17 protein-coding genes and 2 pseudogenes are annotated in these 16484 nt (G+C 60.0%); 8 read left to right on the forward strand and 11 right to left on the reverse strand.

Features of this window, described 5'->3' with window-relative positions; translation table 11 throughout:
• The first annotated feature begins 439 nt into the window (after window positions 1–439).
• The 5 genes from AK36_RS21995 (at window position 440) to AK36_RS22015 (ending at window position 2836) form a co-directional block, all read left to right on the forward strand.
• Window positions 440–1147 (forward strand): succinate dehydrogenase iron-sulfur subunit, encoded by a 708-nt coding sequence (locus AK36_RS21995; RefSeq protein WP_080938715.1) that lies wholly within the window; start codon window positions 440–442, stop codon window positions 1145–1147.
• Window positions 1148–1176: 29 nt separating this feature from the next.
• Window positions 1177–1512, forward strand: coding sequence for a cupin domain-containing protein (locus tag AK36_RS34650; protein WP_011880270.1), 336 nt, complete (start codon window positions 1177–1179; stop codon window positions 1510–1512).
• Between the two features lie 66 nt (window positions 1513–1578).
• Window positions 1579–1791 carry a hypothetical protein gene (locus AK36_RS22005; protein ID WP_011880269.1) on the forward strand — a complete coding sequence of 71 codons (213 nt, stop codon included), beginning with the start codon at window positions 1579–1581 and terminating at the stop codon, window positions 1789–1791.
• A 117-nt stretch (window positions 1792–1908) separates the two neighbouring features.
• Complete coding sequence (locus AK36_RS22010) at window positions 1909–2277, forward strand: carboxymuconolactone decarboxylase family protein (RefSeq protein ID WP_011880268.1); 369 nt, start codon at window positions 1909–1911, stop codon at window positions 2275–2277.
• Window positions 2261–2836, forward strand: a complete 576-nt coding sequence (locus AK36_RS22015; RefSeq protein WP_011880267.1) for a hemerythrin domain-containing protein — start codon at window positions 2261–2263, stop codon at window positions 2834–2836. Before AK36_RS22010 ends, AK36_RS22015 begins: the two co-directional genes overlap by 17 nt.
• Window positions 2837–3086: 250 nt before the next feature.
• Here AK36_RS22015 and AK36_RS33265 read toward each other — a convergent pair whose 3' ends face one another.
• The 6 genes from AK36_RS33265 to AK36_RS22040 all read right to left on the reverse strand — a co-directional run bounded on the left by AK36_RS33265 (window position 3087) and on the right by AK36_RS22040 (window position 7088).
• Window positions 3087–3479, reverse strand: a complete 393-nt coding sequence (locus AK36_RS33265) for a hypothetical protein (protein ID WP_126221123.1) — start codon at window positions 3477–3479, stop codon at window positions 3087–3089.
• Window positions 3479–4354 carry a helix-turn-helix domain-containing protein gene (locus AK36_RS22020; protein ID WP_011880265.1) on the reverse strand — a complete coding sequence of 292 codons (876 nt, stop codon included), beginning with the start codon at window positions 4352–4354 and terminating at the stop codon, window positions 3479–3481. The genes AK36_RS33265 and AK36_RS22020 overlap by 1 nt, the downstream gene beginning before the upstream one ends.
• Window positions 4355–4506: 152 nt before the next feature.
• Window positions 4507–4776 (reverse strand): DUF2249 domain-containing protein, encoded by a 270-nt coding sequence (locus AK36_RS22025; protein WP_011880264.1) that lies wholly within the window; start codon window positions 4774–4776, stop codon window positions 4507–4509.
• A 38-nt stretch (window positions 4777–4814) separates the two neighbouring features.
• Window positions 4815–5354, reverse strand: a complete 540-nt coding sequence (locus AK36_RS22030) for a hemerythrin domain-containing protein (protein ID WP_045579188.1) — start codon at window positions 5352–5354, stop codon at window positions 4815–4817.
• A gap of 25 nt (window positions 5355–5379) precedes the next feature.
• The gene (locus AK36_RS22035) at window positions 5380–6579 is read right to left on the reverse strand and encodes an NnrS family protein (RefSeq protein ID WP_011880262.1); all 1200 of its coding nucleotides are present in this window, start codon (window positions 6577–6579) and stop codon (window positions 5380–5382) included.
• Entirely contained in the window at window positions 6576–7088 is a 513-nt protein-coding gene (locus tag AK36_RS22040) for an RrF2 family transcriptional regulator (RefSeq protein ID WP_011880261.1), read from the reverse strand. Before AK36_RS22040 ends, AK36_RS22035 begins: the two co-directional genes overlap by 4 nt.
• A 446-nt stretch (window positions 7089–7534) precedes the next feature.
• On the opposite strand from AK36_RS22040, the gene AK36_RS22045 reads away from it, so the two are divergent.
• Entirely contained in the window at window positions 7535–9226 is a 1692-nt protein-coding gene (locus AK36_RS22045) for a site-specific integrase (protein ID WP_045579189.1), read from the forward strand.
• Between the two features lie 229 nt (window positions 9227–9455).
• Here the strand turns inward: AK36_RS22045 and AK36_RS22050 are convergent, their stop codons facing one another.
• The 5 genes and pseudogenes from AK36_RS22050 to AK36_RS22065 form a co-directional block, all read right to left on the reverse strand.
• Window positions 9456–11066 carry a Na+/H+ antiporter gene (locus AK36_RS22050; protein ID WP_224383381.1) on the reverse strand — a complete coding sequence of 537 codons (1611 nt, stop codon included), beginning with the start codon at window positions 11064–11066 and terminating at the stop codon, window positions 9456–9458.
• A gap of 325 nt (window positions 11067–11391) precedes the next feature.
• Window positions 11392–11589, reverse strand: coding sequence for a hypothetical protein (locus AK36_RS33270; protein WP_144410671.1), 198 nt, complete (start codon window positions 11587–11589; stop codon window positions 11392–11394).
• Between the two features lie 5 nt (window positions 11590–11594).
• Window positions 11595–11768, reverse strand: a complete 174-nt coding sequence (locus tag AK36_RS33730) for a hypothetical protein (RefSeq protein WP_155121927.1) — start codon at window positions 11766–11768, stop codon at window positions 11595–11597.
• A 121-nt stretch (window positions 11769–11889) separates the two neighbouring features.
• Window positions 11890–13356 (reverse strand): metal-dependent hydrolase family protein, encoded by a 1467-nt coding sequence (locus AK36_RS22055; RefSeq protein ID WP_045579191.1) that lies wholly within the window; start codon window positions 13354–13356, stop codon window positions 11890–11892.
• 724 nt (window positions 13357–14080) lie between these two features.
• A pseudogene (locus AK36_RS22065) lies at window positions 14081–14490 on the reverse strand (IS3 family transposase); the annotation flags it as partial.
• A gap of 390 nt (window positions 14491–14880) precedes the next feature.
• On the opposite strand from AK36_RS22065, the gene AK36_RS22070 reads away from it, so the two are divergent.
• Both AK36_RS22070 and AK36_RS22075 read left to right on the forward strand, forming a co-directional pair.
• Complete coding sequence (locus AK36_RS22070; protein WP_045579194.1) at window positions 14881–15960, forward strand: linear amide C-N hydrolase; 1080 nt, start codon at window positions 14881–14883, stop codon at window positions 15958–15960.
• A 177-nt stretch (window positions 15961–16137) separates the two neighbouring features.
• Window positions 16138–16388 (forward strand): annotated as a pseudogene (locus AK36_RS22075) (IS3 family transposase); the annotation flags it as partial.
• Window positions 16389–16484: the final 96 nt, after the last annotated feature.

Genomic DNA, 16484 nt, shown 5'->3' on the forward strand with positions numbered 1-16484 from the left:
CGGTGCAGCACTTGCAACGACGCCACGCCAGCGCGCATCGACTACTCTAAGGTCAAACGGGCCCGGCCTGCTTCTGGCCATTATCGCAACTGCCAATATACATCATGTTGTGATATAAATTGAATGTCTTGACGTGGAGCAAAGTCCTCCAATTTCCGATCGATAGGGTGAGAGTCAGCGGTCCATGACGCGATGTGACTGCCGCGGCAAGTCGGACGGAACATGATCCAGCCCTCTTGCTAAATTGCGTCCAGTTTTTGGCGGAACGGCCATGGCTTCCATGTGTTGACGGCGTCTGACCAAGGCGAACTATGAACGGAGCACGGCGGTGACCGGATTCTCCGTTTGGGGTACCGTCGGTCCGCGCTTGACCGGGCTGGAGTGGCGTAGGGGACAATGCGCGCTAGCTACGAGATTCGTTCCACCGAGGAGGAACATCGTGAGTGACACAAGAACCTTTGAAATTTTTCGCTACGATCCGGATCGGGATCCCAGGCCGTACATGCAAACGTACGAGATAGCGGTTGCCGATAGTGACCGGATGTTGCTCGATGTACTTGTCCGCCTCAAGGCACTGGACGAGACGCTGAGCTTTCGTCGTTCGTGTCGTGAAGGCGTGTGTGGTTCGGATGCAATGAACATCAACCGCAAGAACGGGCTTGCTTGCATCACCAACCTCAACGATCTCCCCCGCCATACGGTGCTGCGTCCGCTGCCCGGGTTGCCGGTCGTTCGCGACCTGATCGTGGACATGACTGCGTTCTTCAAGCAGTACCACTCGATTAAGCCCTATCTGATCAACGACACTCCCCCACCCGAACGGGAAAGGCGTCAGTCGCCCGAGGAACGCGACCAACTCGACGGCCTCTACGAGTGTATTTTGTGCGCGTGCTGTTCCAGCGCGTGCCCCTCGTACTGGTGGAATCCAGATAAATATGTCGGTCCTGCAGGTCTCCTGCAGGCCTACCGCTTTCTGGTCGATTCCCGCGACGAGGGCACGGGCGAGCGGCTGGACAATCTTGACGATCCGTATCGCCTCTTCCGGTGCCGGACGATACTGAACTGCACGGACGTCTGCCCCAAAGGCCTGAACCCGGCCAGGGCAATCGGCGAGATCCGCACCATGCTTGCGCGCCGAACGATCTGAGTGCCGCAAACTGACACGGGGAGGCTGTTATGGCAATGCCACGGGTGACACAGGGGGAACTGATCGACGTTCGCCCCCTCGGTGAGGCACTGCGGGATTCGAAATCCGTCACGCTCATGCGCTCGGATCACTTGGAGGTCGTTCGACTTGTGCTTCCGGCGGGCAAGCACATCTCCGAGCACCGGGCGCCCGGAGAAATAACCGTGCAGTGTCTCGAAGGCGTCGTCAAATTCGGCACGGGCGCGGGAGCCCAACTGATGCGCAGCGGGGATATGCTATTTCTGTTGGCCGGGGAGCCACATTGGCTCGAGGCCGTGGAGAACGCCTCGGTACTGGTAACCCTTTATCTCCCACATGGTCGTTAGGTTGGCCGGCTTGATCAGCGGGAGGACCGCCGCAGACCCGACCCGCAAGACAATAGCGAGGCAAGCATGAGCGAGCAGCGACGCATTGAGTTCCTCATCGAACGCGACGGGCTGCCGCAGGCCACCGACTGGGTGCGCCGCACGATGTATATCTATCGCGGTGCGGTGCTCACCAGGGGACATTTCGCGCGCACCCATCCTTACCGGCACCGCTTCATCATTGCGTATCTGGAGTTCAAGAGATGGTTACGAACGGGTTCCACCGCCCGGTCGGCGTGACGGCGGGTTTTCGGGAACCTCTTTCATGGCTGTCAACGCCGGCACGTCGGGCTGGATTGCGAGTGCGAAGATGTCGCCTGCGGACGTCCGCGTTTTTTGCGTTTTAGCGGGAGGTGAATGATGGACGACTCAATGTATCCGCAGTGGACCGCGGAAATTGCTACCCGACGCCGGGAACTCGCCCCCGAAGCGCTCGCTGCGTTCCGGGCTTTCAATAGCAGCGTGTTTGGCGACGGCGCGCTGCCGGCGAAAACGAAGCAGCTGATCGCCGTGGCCGTCGCACATGTGACGCAGTGTCCCTATTGCATCCGTGGTCACACAAAGGAGGCCTTGAAAGCCGGGGCATCGGAGAATGAGATCATGGAAGCGATCTGGGTCGCGGCCGAGATGCGTGCCGGTGCAGCTTACGCGCATTCGGCACTCGCGCTCGACGTGATGAAGCAAGAGGGGCAATCGCGCGAGGCTCGGCATGACGAGCATCATTGACAACCTGATCGCCGAGCACCGGCGTCTGGAGCGACTCGTGCGGCTTCTCGAACGTCAAGCAATACTCCGTGACGCGCAGGCGGCAACGAATGCCGCAGTGCTTGTGGATGCCCTCTATTACCTCACGCGGTTTCCCGACGTGAACCACCATGCACTGGAGGATCGCATCATCATCAAGCTGCTCGAGAAGCAGGCGTTGCCCCCCGGGTTGGCAGGCGAACTGTCGGCGCAGCACGCGACACTGGCTTCTCAGGGCCACGCACTGATGCAAGATCTCGAATCCATGGTGCGCGATGAAAATATGTCGAGAGAGCTCCTCGAATTTCGCATCCGGCTGTACGCAGAACGGCTTCGCCATAACATGGCGGTTGAGGAACTCACGCTGTTTCCGACGGCGACGCGTTATCTGGATTGCGGCGACTATTCCTCGATTCTGCAGGCAAGCCCAAACCAGTCTGCCGACCCACTTTTTCAGAACCCGGTCCACGAGCGCTTTGTGCAACTGCACCGCATAATCGCGGCCGAAGCCGATTGCGGATGCCCGGAGGGTGGCGCGTAGAGCCCCTTACAGTGAAGTCGGGACGGGTGCCGGCCTGGGCCACCCCGCCTTCAGCAACTGATCTATGATGGTACTCGCGGCCCGCTACCGGGCGGCACGTTCGTTGTGACTGGCGAGCGTTCCGGGTGGACAGCAGGGGGATCGCTTGCCGGGAAGCTCTCCGCCCCCGCCTCGTCGATCAGGGCTTCCAGGTGATCGGCCCGCTGTCGGGCCAGGCGCTCAGCTTCGTGGGAGATTTGCATGATGGGCCTCAGTGAGGGTCTCGACTGCGATCAAGGTTTGATAAGGCATCTTTCGAGGCCCGGCGCGTTGTTTTACAAAGCCGGACAACGAGAGCTTCTCCCAACGGCGTCATCTGAGGTTTGCCCCGGCATCTGCGACACCGGTCAATCTTGACCAGATTGCCGTTCAACAATGGCAGCAGGTCGGGCCGCTCGATGCTGACCAGCTCAGGTGCATGAGCGACGAGCATGAGCGTGGCGATCTCGTGCGGCGTCAGCATCGGGAAATTCGTGGCGCAAGTGGGAGACGTACCGAATTCCAGCGCGGTCCGGTCTGAAGGCCGTGCTTGCACATACCGCTGGGTGGCGACATGGTCGACCTGTCGGGATGCAATGCCTTCGATTTCGTAGGGAGATTCCATCAATGTGCTCCTAGCCGATGTTCTGGCAAGCGAACATCAGGCGCGTACCCGAATGCCGCCCGGTGCGGTTGACCCCGGAAGGTAGCAGGGCCAACGTCTGTCGCCAGCTTCTTCAACCCGTCAATATCGAGAATCCGGAGATCCTTGCCACGCACCTCGATCAGCCCTCGCCCCTGCAATTTTGACAACATCCGGCTGACTGTCTCGAGTTTCAGGCCGAGGTAGCTGCCAACCTCCTCGCGCGTCATCTTCAGTGTGAAAACAGCAGCGGAGTAGCCGCGCGCCTGCCAACGCTTCGACAGGTCGACGAGAAAGGTGGCCACCCGCTCCTCAGCCGTCGTAGTGCCCAGCAGCATCATGAGGACAGACTCGCGCACGATTTCAGCGCCCAGCATCTGATGCACATGGCGCTGGACTGCCTTCACTTCCCGGCACAGCATCTCGAGTAGGTCAAACGGCATCGCGCACACGGAACTGTCTTCCAGCGCAATCGCCTCACAACTGTGTCTGCCGGTGGCAATGCCATCGATGCCAAGCGTGTCGCCTACGATGCCGAAGCCCGTGACCTGCTCATGCCCCTCCTGATGCATGACCACGGTCTTGAACGAACCCGCGCGGATAGCATAGATGCTCGCGAAGGTGTCGCCAGGGCGATACAGCGCATGCCCGCGATGCACGGTACGGACGCACTGCATGGCGGCGTTGAGCCGCTCGTGGGTCAAGGTGTCTATTGAACTGCGGGTGCATAGTCCTGCCATCGCGCATGTCTTGCAGGCGATGTTTGACGCCGGCCTCCCTTGGTCGGTTTGCCGCACGAACGGCTCGCGACAGTAGAGAAATGTCGAACCTCCGTAAGGTTCAGTTATGGTCAACATGTTTTCCTCTATCCACAAGTATCCAAGTGATCGGAGGCGTGTTGGCGGCCATCGCGAGACGCTAATCTCTCGTGCAACGCACTGGATCAACTGGCTTAGTCAAAGAAATGTCTCCGCCACCGCGAGACTTGTTGCCGCACGTAGCGGGCATTTCAATTCACCGCCGTCACCGTGAAGTCAATTACGATGTTGCCCGGCTCGCGATCGACGTACCCGATATCCACGCGCGGCCCGAAGTGATGCTCGATTTGGGCCACGAGCGGCAGCGGGTCATGATCGTTGACGAAGCGCATCACCTCGGCTGACTCCAGCTCATTGAGCGCGCCGAAAATGGCCGCGTGGCGGAAACGCTTGGCGATGCCGCGGGCATCGAAGAGGTATTGCTGGGAAAGAATGGGCAGGACTTCTGCTCGATTTCGCATAGATGTCTCTCCTGAAAGGCCGTCGGTCGCGGCTGTCATTACGACGTAATGGTGCGTCGGGCCACCATAGCCGCGCTTAGGTTGGCCATCTGCCGCCGATCGAGGCTCGCTTCGGCAAATGGCAGAATCTCGCTTTCCTCCAACGCGATGTGGCCGCGGTACGCATCGGCAAAGTCATCCACCCAAACGCGCTCAAGCAGCCTTGCTTTCCCTTGGCCGATATCGGAGAGCACAGGTCGCAACCGTACCCACCCTGCCTCCAGCGATTGATGCTCGTCTAGCAAGGATGCGATTCGTATAGTCACCGACGAGCCGTGCCGTTGACCGACCTTAATCAGCATTGGAAAGAGATCCTGTTCCTCATCCGCATGATGATGTGGGCCCGCGATGTCGAAATAACGCATGATGTTTCTGGCTGCTTGCTGCGCTTGGGTATCAGTGCCGTGCACGGGAAGGTGCGCTGCGAGCTTCTTGAGCGTGGCGCACTGTGCGGCAATGCGTTCGTGACACGCCCTGAGCATCTCGATCGGTTCGTCGAACGAGGGCGCAGACTTGACCAATAGATTGTTCGACTTCATTTTGCATCGCTCACAACGTTTCGCTTCAGCCAGCCTTGCCGTCAGTTCGCGGGCGTGTCAGGTAGGGCCAATATTGGAATGCGTACATGGCGAACGCCACGCACCAGCACAAGCCGGCGGCGTCGATCCACCACGCGCTCCAGCCACTCGCAAGCAACGGACCAAAAACGCGTAGAACGGCGGCGGCGATCACGAGGCAGTAACAGGCAATCTCAGTTGGTCCGGCGACGAGCTTGCGGCCGGTATGTCCGAGCGCGGTCCGTGTGATCATGGCGATGATCGCTCCTCCGAGTGCACCGACCGTAAGGGCATGCAGCGCGATTGAATGTGGCACCAGTCCGACGGTACTCAGCATCAACAGGCCGAAGCCGACTGGGACCCAGGCGTAGGCCGCGTGAAGGATCGCGAGAATCGGCCGGCGGCCGACCTTCCACGAACGCCATTCAGCAAGCCGGATGCCATGGACCACCGCCGTCGCACCCGCCGCGCTGCCAACAAGCCACGCACTCGCGCCTAGCGCGTCGAACCCAAATGCCAGCAGCGGCAGTGGCACGGCCAGCGCTTCGACTACCCGCCAGCGCCTGAATGTATAGCCGGGCACAGCGTTGGCAGTGAACGTCGGCGTCACTCGACCCGCGATGATAGTGACGAGCGTCACCAGCAGCCCAACGGCGGCGCCAGCAGAGCGCATTGCCAGATCGGCCCGTCCCTGCAGCACCCATGCGTGAAACAGGATGTTCAGAAGGCCGAGCATGCCCAGCACGACGGGTACAAAGATATTGTGGCGGTTGCGTGCCCGGATAAGCACGCGCAGCAGGGCGATCATCAGGACCGGCAGAAACGCCGAATCCACGATCGCGGCCAGCAGCGCCGGGCCGGACCATACCGCAATGCGCCCCACGAGCCACAGAAGCCATAACAGGGCCAACGGTGCGCCGGATGGTGTTTTGAGCGAGGTCCAGGCCCGCACCGCGGTCAGCAGAAAGCCAGCAACGATGGCTGCGGCAAACCCGAAGATCATCTCATGCGTATGCCACAGGATGCCATTGAGTGACGTCATCCGACCTGCCGGCACAATGCCATGCAGCGCGCCAAGCCAGACCAGAATGGCGAGCGCACCGAACAGCGCGCCCCCTAGGTAAAACGGCCGGAAGCCGAGTCTCAGGACCGGCAGCTCCGACGCAGGTGACACGAACGAAGAACGGTGCGGCAGATGCATTTTCATTGAGGGCCTCCAGTGCGGCGACTCGTACTGCCACGCGGGCGCGACACCGATACCAACTCGCGAGAGTCTGCCATGCCCAGGACAGTCGCGGCCACCGTGGGCGCCGCAATGGCTTCTCGCAGCGTCATGGTGTCGAGCTCGTGGAGAAAGGCGTCGACCGCCCGGTACAACCTGTGCCGGAGGTTGCAGACCGGAAAAATCGTGCAGCCGTGTGCGACGGTCATATCGTGGCAACTCACGACGGCAAAATCTTTTTCGGCGGTCCGCACGATTTCCCCTACCGAAATCTGCTCGGGCGCGCGCGCCAGGCAAGCGCCGCCAGCGCGACCGCGCGAGGTTTCAATGAAGCCGAGTTGGCTGAGCTCGTGCACGACTTTCGTCAAATGATTGCGTGAAATACCGTAGGCGCCCGCGATTTCGTCGATCGTCGAAACGCCACCGCCTGGGTACTTCAGAGCCAGATACATCATCACCCGAAGCGTGTAATCGGTGTAGAGAGTGAGGTGCATGGTGGCTCCATCCTTGAAACGGCGCTGTTGGGCTCGCGCGTGCGAAGCTATTCAACGGCGACACATTACATGCATTAAAAATACTTCATTTACGGCGGATCCACAATGAAGTCGATCGTCGCGTTGCGTTAATCATTGGGAACCACGTCTCGAGCGCCTTTGTGATCGCGCGCACCCGTGCGCCAGCACTGGCTTTGCGAGGTGGGCAGTTTGCATCCGTTCGACCATGCGGCTAATTGACTCAGATCGGATTCGCGTGTCCGCTGAGAAGCGGTTCGAAATGGAGTCGAAGCCTAAGCCGCCCAGTAATGCGCGCCGACGTACATCGTTCCGACGTTTCAGCCGAATGGTCAGGGGATCACCAGTTGAATGACCGGTCAAAATAATATCTAGACGGATAAGAGTTATTATCTGCCCATCATTGAAAAGCATCTAAACTGGCGATCATGAAAACGCGTGAGACCCATTCCGTCGACGAGAACAAGCCCGACTTCCCCGAGGAAGCGGAGCTCGCCGCACTGCGCGGCTGGTACGCCGGCCTGGACGCGCGGGCCGCCGTGGCCCGCTATCTGGGAGATCGGCGAGCAGCCGGCGGGTCATCGCGTGGCATCCTCGGCCGCATTCGTCAGCGACTTGTCGCGTTCGCGCGAAGCCGCCATCGCGAGGACCTGGCGGCGGCGTTCGTTGCTCGTCCGACGAGCGCATCGGCCGACAGCGTCGCCCGCGTGATCGAGGCGCTCCGCAATCTGCCCGTGCCGGTTCCCCTGATCACCGACGCCGTCGAGATGTGGCTGCCGCCTCGCATCGTCGAGGCGCTGCACGCGCACGGTATCCGGACGTTGGCCGACCTGACCGTGCGGATTCCGCGACGACGTCGCTGGTGGTCGGCGATCGGCGGGCTCGGTGTCGCGAGTGCACGGCATATCGAGGCTTTCTTTGCGGCGCATCGCGCACTGACTGAGCGGGCACGCGCATTGATCGCTGCGGCGCCGTCCGGCATCGTCGTGCCGTGGGAACAGATTCGCGTGCCACACGAAGTCGATGGCTCGCGCGGGCAGTTCCGTGCACCACAGGCCGCTTGTCTGCTGAGCGCATCGAACGACTATGGAGCGGTCCGGTCGTGGTTGTCGCTGCACGAGTCTGCGGCGACCCAGCGCGCCTACCGGAAGGAGGCCGAACGTCTGATCCTGTGGGCGATCGTTGAACGTGGCCGAGCGTTGTCGTCGCTGACGACCGACGACGCGATCGCGTACCGCGGGTTCTTGCGGCGGCCGGCGCCGCGCGAGCGTTGGGTCGGACCATCACGGCCGCGACAAAGCGTCGAATGGCGGCCGTTCAGCGGCCCGCTATCGGCGCGTTCGGCAGCGTATGCGCTCACAGTCCTGTCAGCGATGTTCCGCTGGCTGGTCGAGCAGCGCTATGTGCTGGCGAATCCGTTTGCGGGCGTCAAGGTTCGTGGTGCCGCGGCGCGTACGGGGCTGGATGTTGCCCGTGGCTTCACGGAAGGCGAGTGGCTGTTGATCCGCGCATTGGCCGACGGACTGGAATGGTCGTATCGCTGGGGCGCGCCGGCCGCGCAGCGTCTGCGCTTCCTGCTCGACTTCGGTTACGCGACCGGTCTGCGAGCCAGCGAGTTCGTCGACGCCACGCTCGGCGACATTCGACGCGACGACCGCGGGGATCACTGGCTACATGTAATCGGCAAGGGCGGCAAACCCGGCAAGGTGGCGCTGCCTGCGCTGGCGAGATCCGCGCTGGATCAGTCTCTGGTCCAGCGCGGGCTGCCGGTGACGCCGTCCCGCTGGAACCCGATCACACCGCTGGTCGCGAACCTCGAGGAGGACGGCGCCGGCATCGAGAGTGCAAGGCTCTGGCGCGTGCTGCGGCGCTTCTTTCGGTTTGCGGCCGACGCGATCCAGGATGAACGGCCAGCGACGGCCGAGAAGCTTCGGCGCGCAAGCCCACACTGGATGCGGCACACACATGCGACGCACGCGCTGGCCCGTGGCGCGGAGCTGATCATGGTGCGCGACAATCTCCGTCATGCGTCGATATCGACGACGTCGACCTACCTGCACAGCGATGAGGTCCAGCGGGCGCGGCAGTTCGATCAAGCATTTGAAGCACGCAAAGTCTAGCGTACGGTCGATTCGATCGAGGAGGAAAATTCCCCCTCTAGATCAGTTGGATAAGGGCATTTTGGCGAAAATTTCACGAATCCCGGCCGACCCTCAGAAAGTCGACGAAACATGCGACATTTGTATTTAGCTGGCGCTGCGACATCTGAATCTGGGTATGACACTGGCGTAGCTCCAAGTTCATATGTCGCGTTGAGCCAGTCAGAAATGTCCGGTTCAGGCCTGCCGTTCAGGGCAATCGCACCTCTTCCAAGTCCAGCATTCCGACCATGTCACGCGCTACCTCGTCTGAAATTTCATGGTCGAGCGCAAGCTTGTAAATGGCATCCCGAGACGCTTCAATAACAGCCCGCATCACCCTCAGTTCAACATCTCGTCCCACACGCGCCCGACCGCCGATCGAACGCTCGGGAGAGTCGGCGAGCGGTTCATGCAGACCGGCCAGCACCTGATCGACTACATGCATGTATGCGTGCGCCTCTTGCGAAGATCCCCTCTCTTGCTGCTCGTCAAGTATCGATGAAACGCGGTTTACAGCTGCGCGTTGAGCCGCCTGTCGTGCGACTTCCCACTGCCGCAGGTGTGGTGATGATCGCGGTTGCCCAATGCCTTTGAGCAACCATGGCAAGCCGAGCGTCGCGGCGATCAAGGAGATGATAATCACTGCAGCAGCAAGAAAAATAGCCAGGTCGCGCGAGGGAAACGCCTCGCCGTTAGGCAGAGCCAGTGGAAGTGTCATTACGCCGGCCAACGTCACCGCACCGCGCACTCCTCCCAACGATAGCGCCAACATGATGCGCGGCGTGGCCCGCGCCTCGGGAGGCGGTGTCATTCCGCGTATGATCCGGGCGAGCCAGACTGAACCGAAAATGCATGCGAAGCGCAAGACCGCCAGCATGAGCCAGACAATAAATGCATATGCAAGCAGCGACCCTGCCTCGTGGCCCCCAATCTGCATCACGAGCTGGGCGGCAGCCTTGAAAATACCGGGCAACTGTTCGCCGAGCAGCACGAACATGATTCCGTTGAGTGTGAACTGCATCATGTCCCAAACGATCTGGCGCTGCATGCGCGCAAACGCGCTGACCCGTCCCGACAACTCCGCGCGGCTTACGGTCCAGCCGGCCGCCACGGCAGCTAAAATGCCCGAGGCGCCGATATGCTCGGCCAGGAAGTATGCAGCGAAGGGAATCAAGAGACTTAATAGAACCTCGGAGCGCGGCTCCGCCCCAAAGCGTCTTGTGAAACCGTCTCGAAGCAACGTGATGGCGGAGGTGACGAGCGCACCGGTCGCAAGGCCTGCACCCGCCACCCAGAGAAATGAGATGGCCGCCGACGATAGAGAAAATGCGCCAGTCATCGCTGCCGCAACCGCAAGGCGGAATGCGACCAACCCACTCGCGTCGTTGAACAGTGCCTCACCTTCTAGGATCGCTGTGATACGTCGAGGAATGGCCAGTCGGTGCGTGATGCCGGCCACCGCCACCGGATCGGTCGGCGAAATGATGGCTGCGAGCGCATACGCGACGGCCAACGGCATCGAGGGAATCATCCAGTGAATGGCGTAACCGGCGCCGACAACGGTCAGAATTACCAGTCCAACAGAGAGCTGAAAGATTCCGAGCTTGTCACGTCGCAGCAAGTCCTTCGGTATCCGCCATCCGTCCAAAAACAGCAGTGGCGGCAAGAACAGTAGAAAAAATAGGTCAGGATCGAGCTTGACGCCACCTTTGAAAACACCGGCTATCAGAAAGCCCAGAGAAATCTGGAGCAACGGAAGCGGTATCGCCAACGGCAGAACGCGAATTATGGCGCCGCTGATCAGCACGGCAACCAGCATAGTAATAGCAATACTAACGCTCTCCAAATCGCCCCCTTTATCTGTTCAATATCAGCGCGAGACCAGCGCTCCATTTCGTCGCGAACGGTGTAATGCTCAATGGCGAAGATCGGCGTTCACGCAATCTTCAATGATTCGAAGGGCACCTTGCTCAAACAAGTATCGTCGATTCCGTCAAGTTGACGTTCGTAGACATCTGGGCGACGCAAAAGTACTGTCGGATCGGCCCGAAGCATGGTCGAAACGCCCGCACGCGATGCACATCGCGAAGCCCGACATCTGACGTACGCGCCGTAGGTCGGCTGACGGGCTCTCGGCTAGTCATTCACGCATGCAGCCGTATCGGCGCCCGCTTCGCGTGTTCGAGATCGGGAATGTAAGCCTTCGCCGCCGCATAGCCGCGCAGCTGCGCGGTAACGATCGTGCGCGACACTGCGATTGAACGCAGCATCCTCCGAAAGAAGCGCTTTGCTGTGGCCTTGTTGCACCGATATTTTCGCCAGCATCTCGAGGTCAGCGCCATGCTCGTCAACTCCTTGCCACCACAGATACCGCTCGCCGCGTAACGTCGCGAATATCTCGGGTATTTGCCGGCAGCTTCGAAATGCCGCGGTGCTTGCGTAGATCCTTCACCGGCTCGTCCCGGCTCTCGGCCTCGCGCAAGATGCGGATGACCTGCTCGTCGATAAATCGCTTCTTCATCGAGTTCTCCTTATCTCGAGGAAAAAAGAGAACTCCCTTGCCGGATGGCTACAAGAAACGTCTCACGTCGATTCTATCATCGCTCCTCTATTGACCTTCCAGAGTTTTACAACCGCCCAGCCTATTGATGGCGCGGCGACATGGTATTCTTATAGATGCGACCGTCCTTCATGATGATCTTGATGTTTCGCTCAGGATCGGCGATAAGTGACGGATTTTCAAGCGGATTGCCATTGATGACCAGGATGTCTGCCAACGCGCGTGGTTGGATGACACCAAGCGCCCCGGGATAAGGATTTCTGCACCCGGACAAGGCGAGAAGTTCTGCATTGCGGCTCGTGCCGAGCCGCAAAACATCGATGTTCTCGAACCAGCGGGCCAGCTTGGAAAGCTGTTTTCCTTGCGTTAGGGCGCCTGCGGGATTGAATAGTACGTCCGTTCCCCACGCCATGTTCACACCATATTTTTGTCCAAGCTCGAAGGCGCGCACCGTCCCAACCGCAATTTCCTGCTGCTGTGCCCGTTGCGCGTCGGTCGCCTTCGGGTTGGCGTCCTCGTCGGCCAGAAACGGCTGCAGGCTCCACCAGGCCCCAGCGTCGCCAATCCGGCGGACCGTCTCTTCGTCCGCTAGCTGACCATGCTCGATCGACTTCACGCCGCACGACAAGGCTCTGCGAATCCCGGCCGAGGTGTACACATGCGCGCAGACGTAGGTTCCCCAGTCTGACGCGGCGGCGACGGCAGCGCGCATTTCATCTTCCGTGTATTGAACCGAGTCGAGCGGATCGAACATGGAAGACACTCCGCCGCCCGCCATGATCTTGATCTGGCTCGCGCCTAGCATCAGCTGTTCACGCACTCTTCTGAGCATGTCCGGCACACCGTCTGCGATCGAGGATATGCCGGCTACTTCCGCTGCACTGAGCGAGCACAGCGCAGTGCGCGGCAACTCGTTGCGTCTGCGAAAGTCGCCGTGCCCTGAAGTCTGAGAGATCATCGCCCCGCTGGGAAAGATCCGCGGACCCATGATGCGATTCTCGTCAATCGCCCTTTTCAATGCGAAGGAGGGACCACCCACATCGCGAACAGTGGTGAAGCCGCGCATTATGGTCCGCTCAGCTTCTCGGGCCGCGAGAAGATAGATATAGGTTATGTCGGCAGTCATTGCCTCGTTAAGTGGAACGGCGGCAAGAATTGAATGCCAATGCGCATCGATCATGCCGGGCATGATGACGTGCTCCGCACAGTCGATCACCTGCGCATCACCCACATCTTGCCCGGTTGGAATCAAATCCATGCAATTGCCCGCGACCAGTATGTCGTGCCCTTCGTCAAGGCTGTTCGACTTCCCGTCGAAGATCCGCGCTCCGCGCAGGATGAGCGGGGGGCGCGGCACATTGAACGAGGCGAGCTCCAGCAGCCCGGCCGCTGCTCCCATAGCCAGATGCGAGTCGAGCTCATGCCCAGCCAAGCGACCCGACACCGCATCGCTTACTCGCTGACAAACAGCATGGGCCAGAGGACTTTGGCAACTACATCTGAACTGATACTGCAACCGCTGACTATCAAAGTCATTCTTGTCTGCCATGTTGGTCTCCGAAGCTCGTCGTACTCGTTGAATTAGATTGACACGATTTTTTTACATATACGACGGCACTGTCAACTTGCGGGAATTCGTCGATGATGATGCAAAAGGCGCTGCCGCTCACTTCGGCATGAAATCGCATATTGGCGTGGACGTCGAATCCGGGCTGGTGCATACGGTGCGGGCAGGTCGGACAACGTCATCGGTCAGTTGCCCCGCCTTGTCGCACTGATAGCGGCGCTCCAAGACCTTGCCGCCCGTGCCCTGTACGTCTGCCGGCAGGCCGCGTCGTACTGCGTCACCTGTGTCAGGCCGTTGCCCAATTCGCGCGATGTCTCCCAGTGCACGTCGTCGCGCTCGAAGTTCGCAATCGGTTTGCCATCCAGCAGCAGTCCGTGCACTGCCACAGGTGCTCGACGCCGCATTCGCCCGCCGGATCGTGCGCGCAGTCCTCATCGAACGACATGTTCACGTGCTCGCGCAGCAGATTGCCGACCGGATCCTAGAACTGGCGCACCCGTGCATTGTCGTTGAGCGCCGTCGCCAGCCGGCCGAAGCCTTCGTCTTCGAACGATTTGCGCTCGACCTTTCAGTCCGGAGCCGGCGTCAGGTAGACCGCCTTCCTCTCGTCGAAACGAGCCGGCCAGCCCGATCGATGGGCAAGACGTCTCATTGCGTCGTAGCCGAACGACTGCATGATGCCGCCTTCCTGACGATGACCGATCCGATCCGCCTCGCCGACCGGCTGCGGCTGGTAGTACACGCTCGACCGGGAAATCGCGACAAGCTTAGCCTGCTGCGCTGCCGACCAGGCATAGTTACGGTCGATCATTTCTTTGCGCTCAGCAATCCCGCCTTGTCGAGCGCGCCGCTTAGAAATGCATTTTCTAGAGTCAACGGCCCGATCTTCGCGAGCAGCGATTTTAGATCAACCGGCGGTTCGTTCGACGGCGCCCCGGCCGCGCCGAACACGTCCGACGCGCGCTCCTGCAATTGCCGTTTCCGTTCGGTAATCCGGTTCGGATGGACATCGAACTGCGGCACCAGTTCTGCCAGCGTCCGCTCGTCCTTGACCGCTGCCAGCGCCACCTTTGCTTTGAACGCCGCTGAGTGCGTCCGTCGGGTTATCTTCGTCATTTCCTCGGTTCCTTTGCCAACATTATCTCTGGCTCTGGCCCCGGCCAAACCACTTATCCGACTGTCCGAATTTACGCGGCCACCTCTGCTTCTTGCCCGTGCCTTCCGCTTCCGCAAAGCTCATCTGGCGTTTCATCGTCGTGGACTCGTTCCGTGAACTACGTTCTACAACGTACTCGGCTGCGTCAGCGATGACCACCGAGCCGGATAAATCAGTATTTCCCTAGTTGACAACTGTATTGCGGAAATCCAATACTTCCCTTTTCCTCAGATGTTGTCGACGCGATATTGCTCGGGGGATCAATGCGCGGCAGGCGGACGCGAGCCGCCTTCGCAGCGAGCGTCGGCTTCGAGCAATCTGTAATCACTAACACAGCGTGAGGAATTGCCATGCGCCGCCCTTTTTGCGTCGTTTTGACCTGTCTCGCCGCAGCAGCGACGCTCCTCGTCGAGCCGGCCGGATCGCTAGCCTGCACACGCGTTGTCTATCTCGGTGACAACGACGACGTTATCACCGCCCGATCGATGGACTGGAGACTCGACGTCGCCACCAATCTTTACATCCTTCCGCGTGGCATCGCCCGCACCGGTGAATCCGGTCCGAACTCTCTTAACTGGACCGCCAAATACGGTAGCGTCGTGGCTACCGGTTATGACGTCTCTACCACCGATGGCATGAACGAAAAGGGGCTAGCGGCTGAACTGCTCTGGCTGGTCGAATCGCAATATCCCCACTTTGACAAAAACTCGAAACCTGGACTCACCATCGCAGCATGGGCGCAGTACGTGCTGGACAATTTTGCGACCGTCGCGGAAGCCGTCGCTGCGCTCGAGAAGGAGCCGTTCACAATCGTCACTGACAATGTCCCCGGCGAACAGCGCCTCGCCACACTGCGCCTCGCCATATCAGACGCGAGTGGCGACAGCGCCATCGTCGAGTACATCGGCGGCAAACAGATCATCCACCATGGTCGGCAGTACCAGGTCACGACGAACTCACCGACCTTTGACGAGCAGCTTGCACTGAACGAATATTGGAAGCAGATAGGCGGCACCGTCTGGCTGCCTGGCACCAATCGCTCTGCTGACCGGTTCGCGCGCGCCTCGTTCTACGTCAACGCTATCCCTAAGAGTGAGGACCCCGCCATTGCACTTGCCAGCGTTTTCAGCGTGATCCGTAACGTATCGGTGCCGTTCGGGATCACTACCCCGGGCGAGCCGAATATATCGTCCACACGTTGGCGCACCGTTGCCGATCACAAGCGCATGCTTTACTTCTTCGAATCGGCCGTCACTCCGAGTACTTTCTGGGTCGATCTCAAGAAGGTCGACTTCTCCGCAGGCGCACCTGTCAAACGCCTCGACCTCGGCAAGGATCAGCGCAATTTATTCGCCGGCGAAGTCTCCAAGGACTTTCAACGCGCACCCGCGTTTCCCTTCCTCGGCACCGACCTGAGTGAGTTCCGCTGAGACGTGGCGTCGCTGCTTCATGATGGACCCACTCCGGGAGTGCCATGACTCGTTTGGGCCGGATGCCTGAACCGCATCGGGAATCGTGGAGACCAGTTGGTTTAAGTTAATGCAGGCAGGTCATCGGTATTTCTGAGTTGCCTGTAGTAGTTTGCCGCAGCTTCAGCGGGCGGGATATACGGCATGCGCAGCTCGATGAGCCGCCGAGGAGACTGTTGCGACACGCGCCGACCGAGAGCCTGGAGGGGTCGCTCAAGCGTGCGCGCAACCTTGGTCAGCGCTTGGCAGCGCGTCGCGAAGCTATGGACAAGGTAATTGACCGGTTGAGCGTCTACAATCATTCGCGCTTGCACTTGACGTTGAACTACGTCAGCCAGATGCAATTCGAGCAGGACTGGCACGCCGCCCGTAGCCAACTGGTGACATAATCCGCACAACGTCAAGGAATCCGAAATTCGCGAGCAACGTCAAACTTTCGGAATAAGCGAGACCACCTCTTTGCAACTATCTATCGAACCTACCAT

The organism is Burkholderia vietnamiensis LMG 10929, from assembly GCF_000959445.1.
Taxonomy (GTDB): domain Bacteria; phylum Pseudomonadota; class Gammaproteobacteria; order Burkholderiales; family Burkholderiaceae; genus Burkholderia; species Burkholderia vietnamiensis.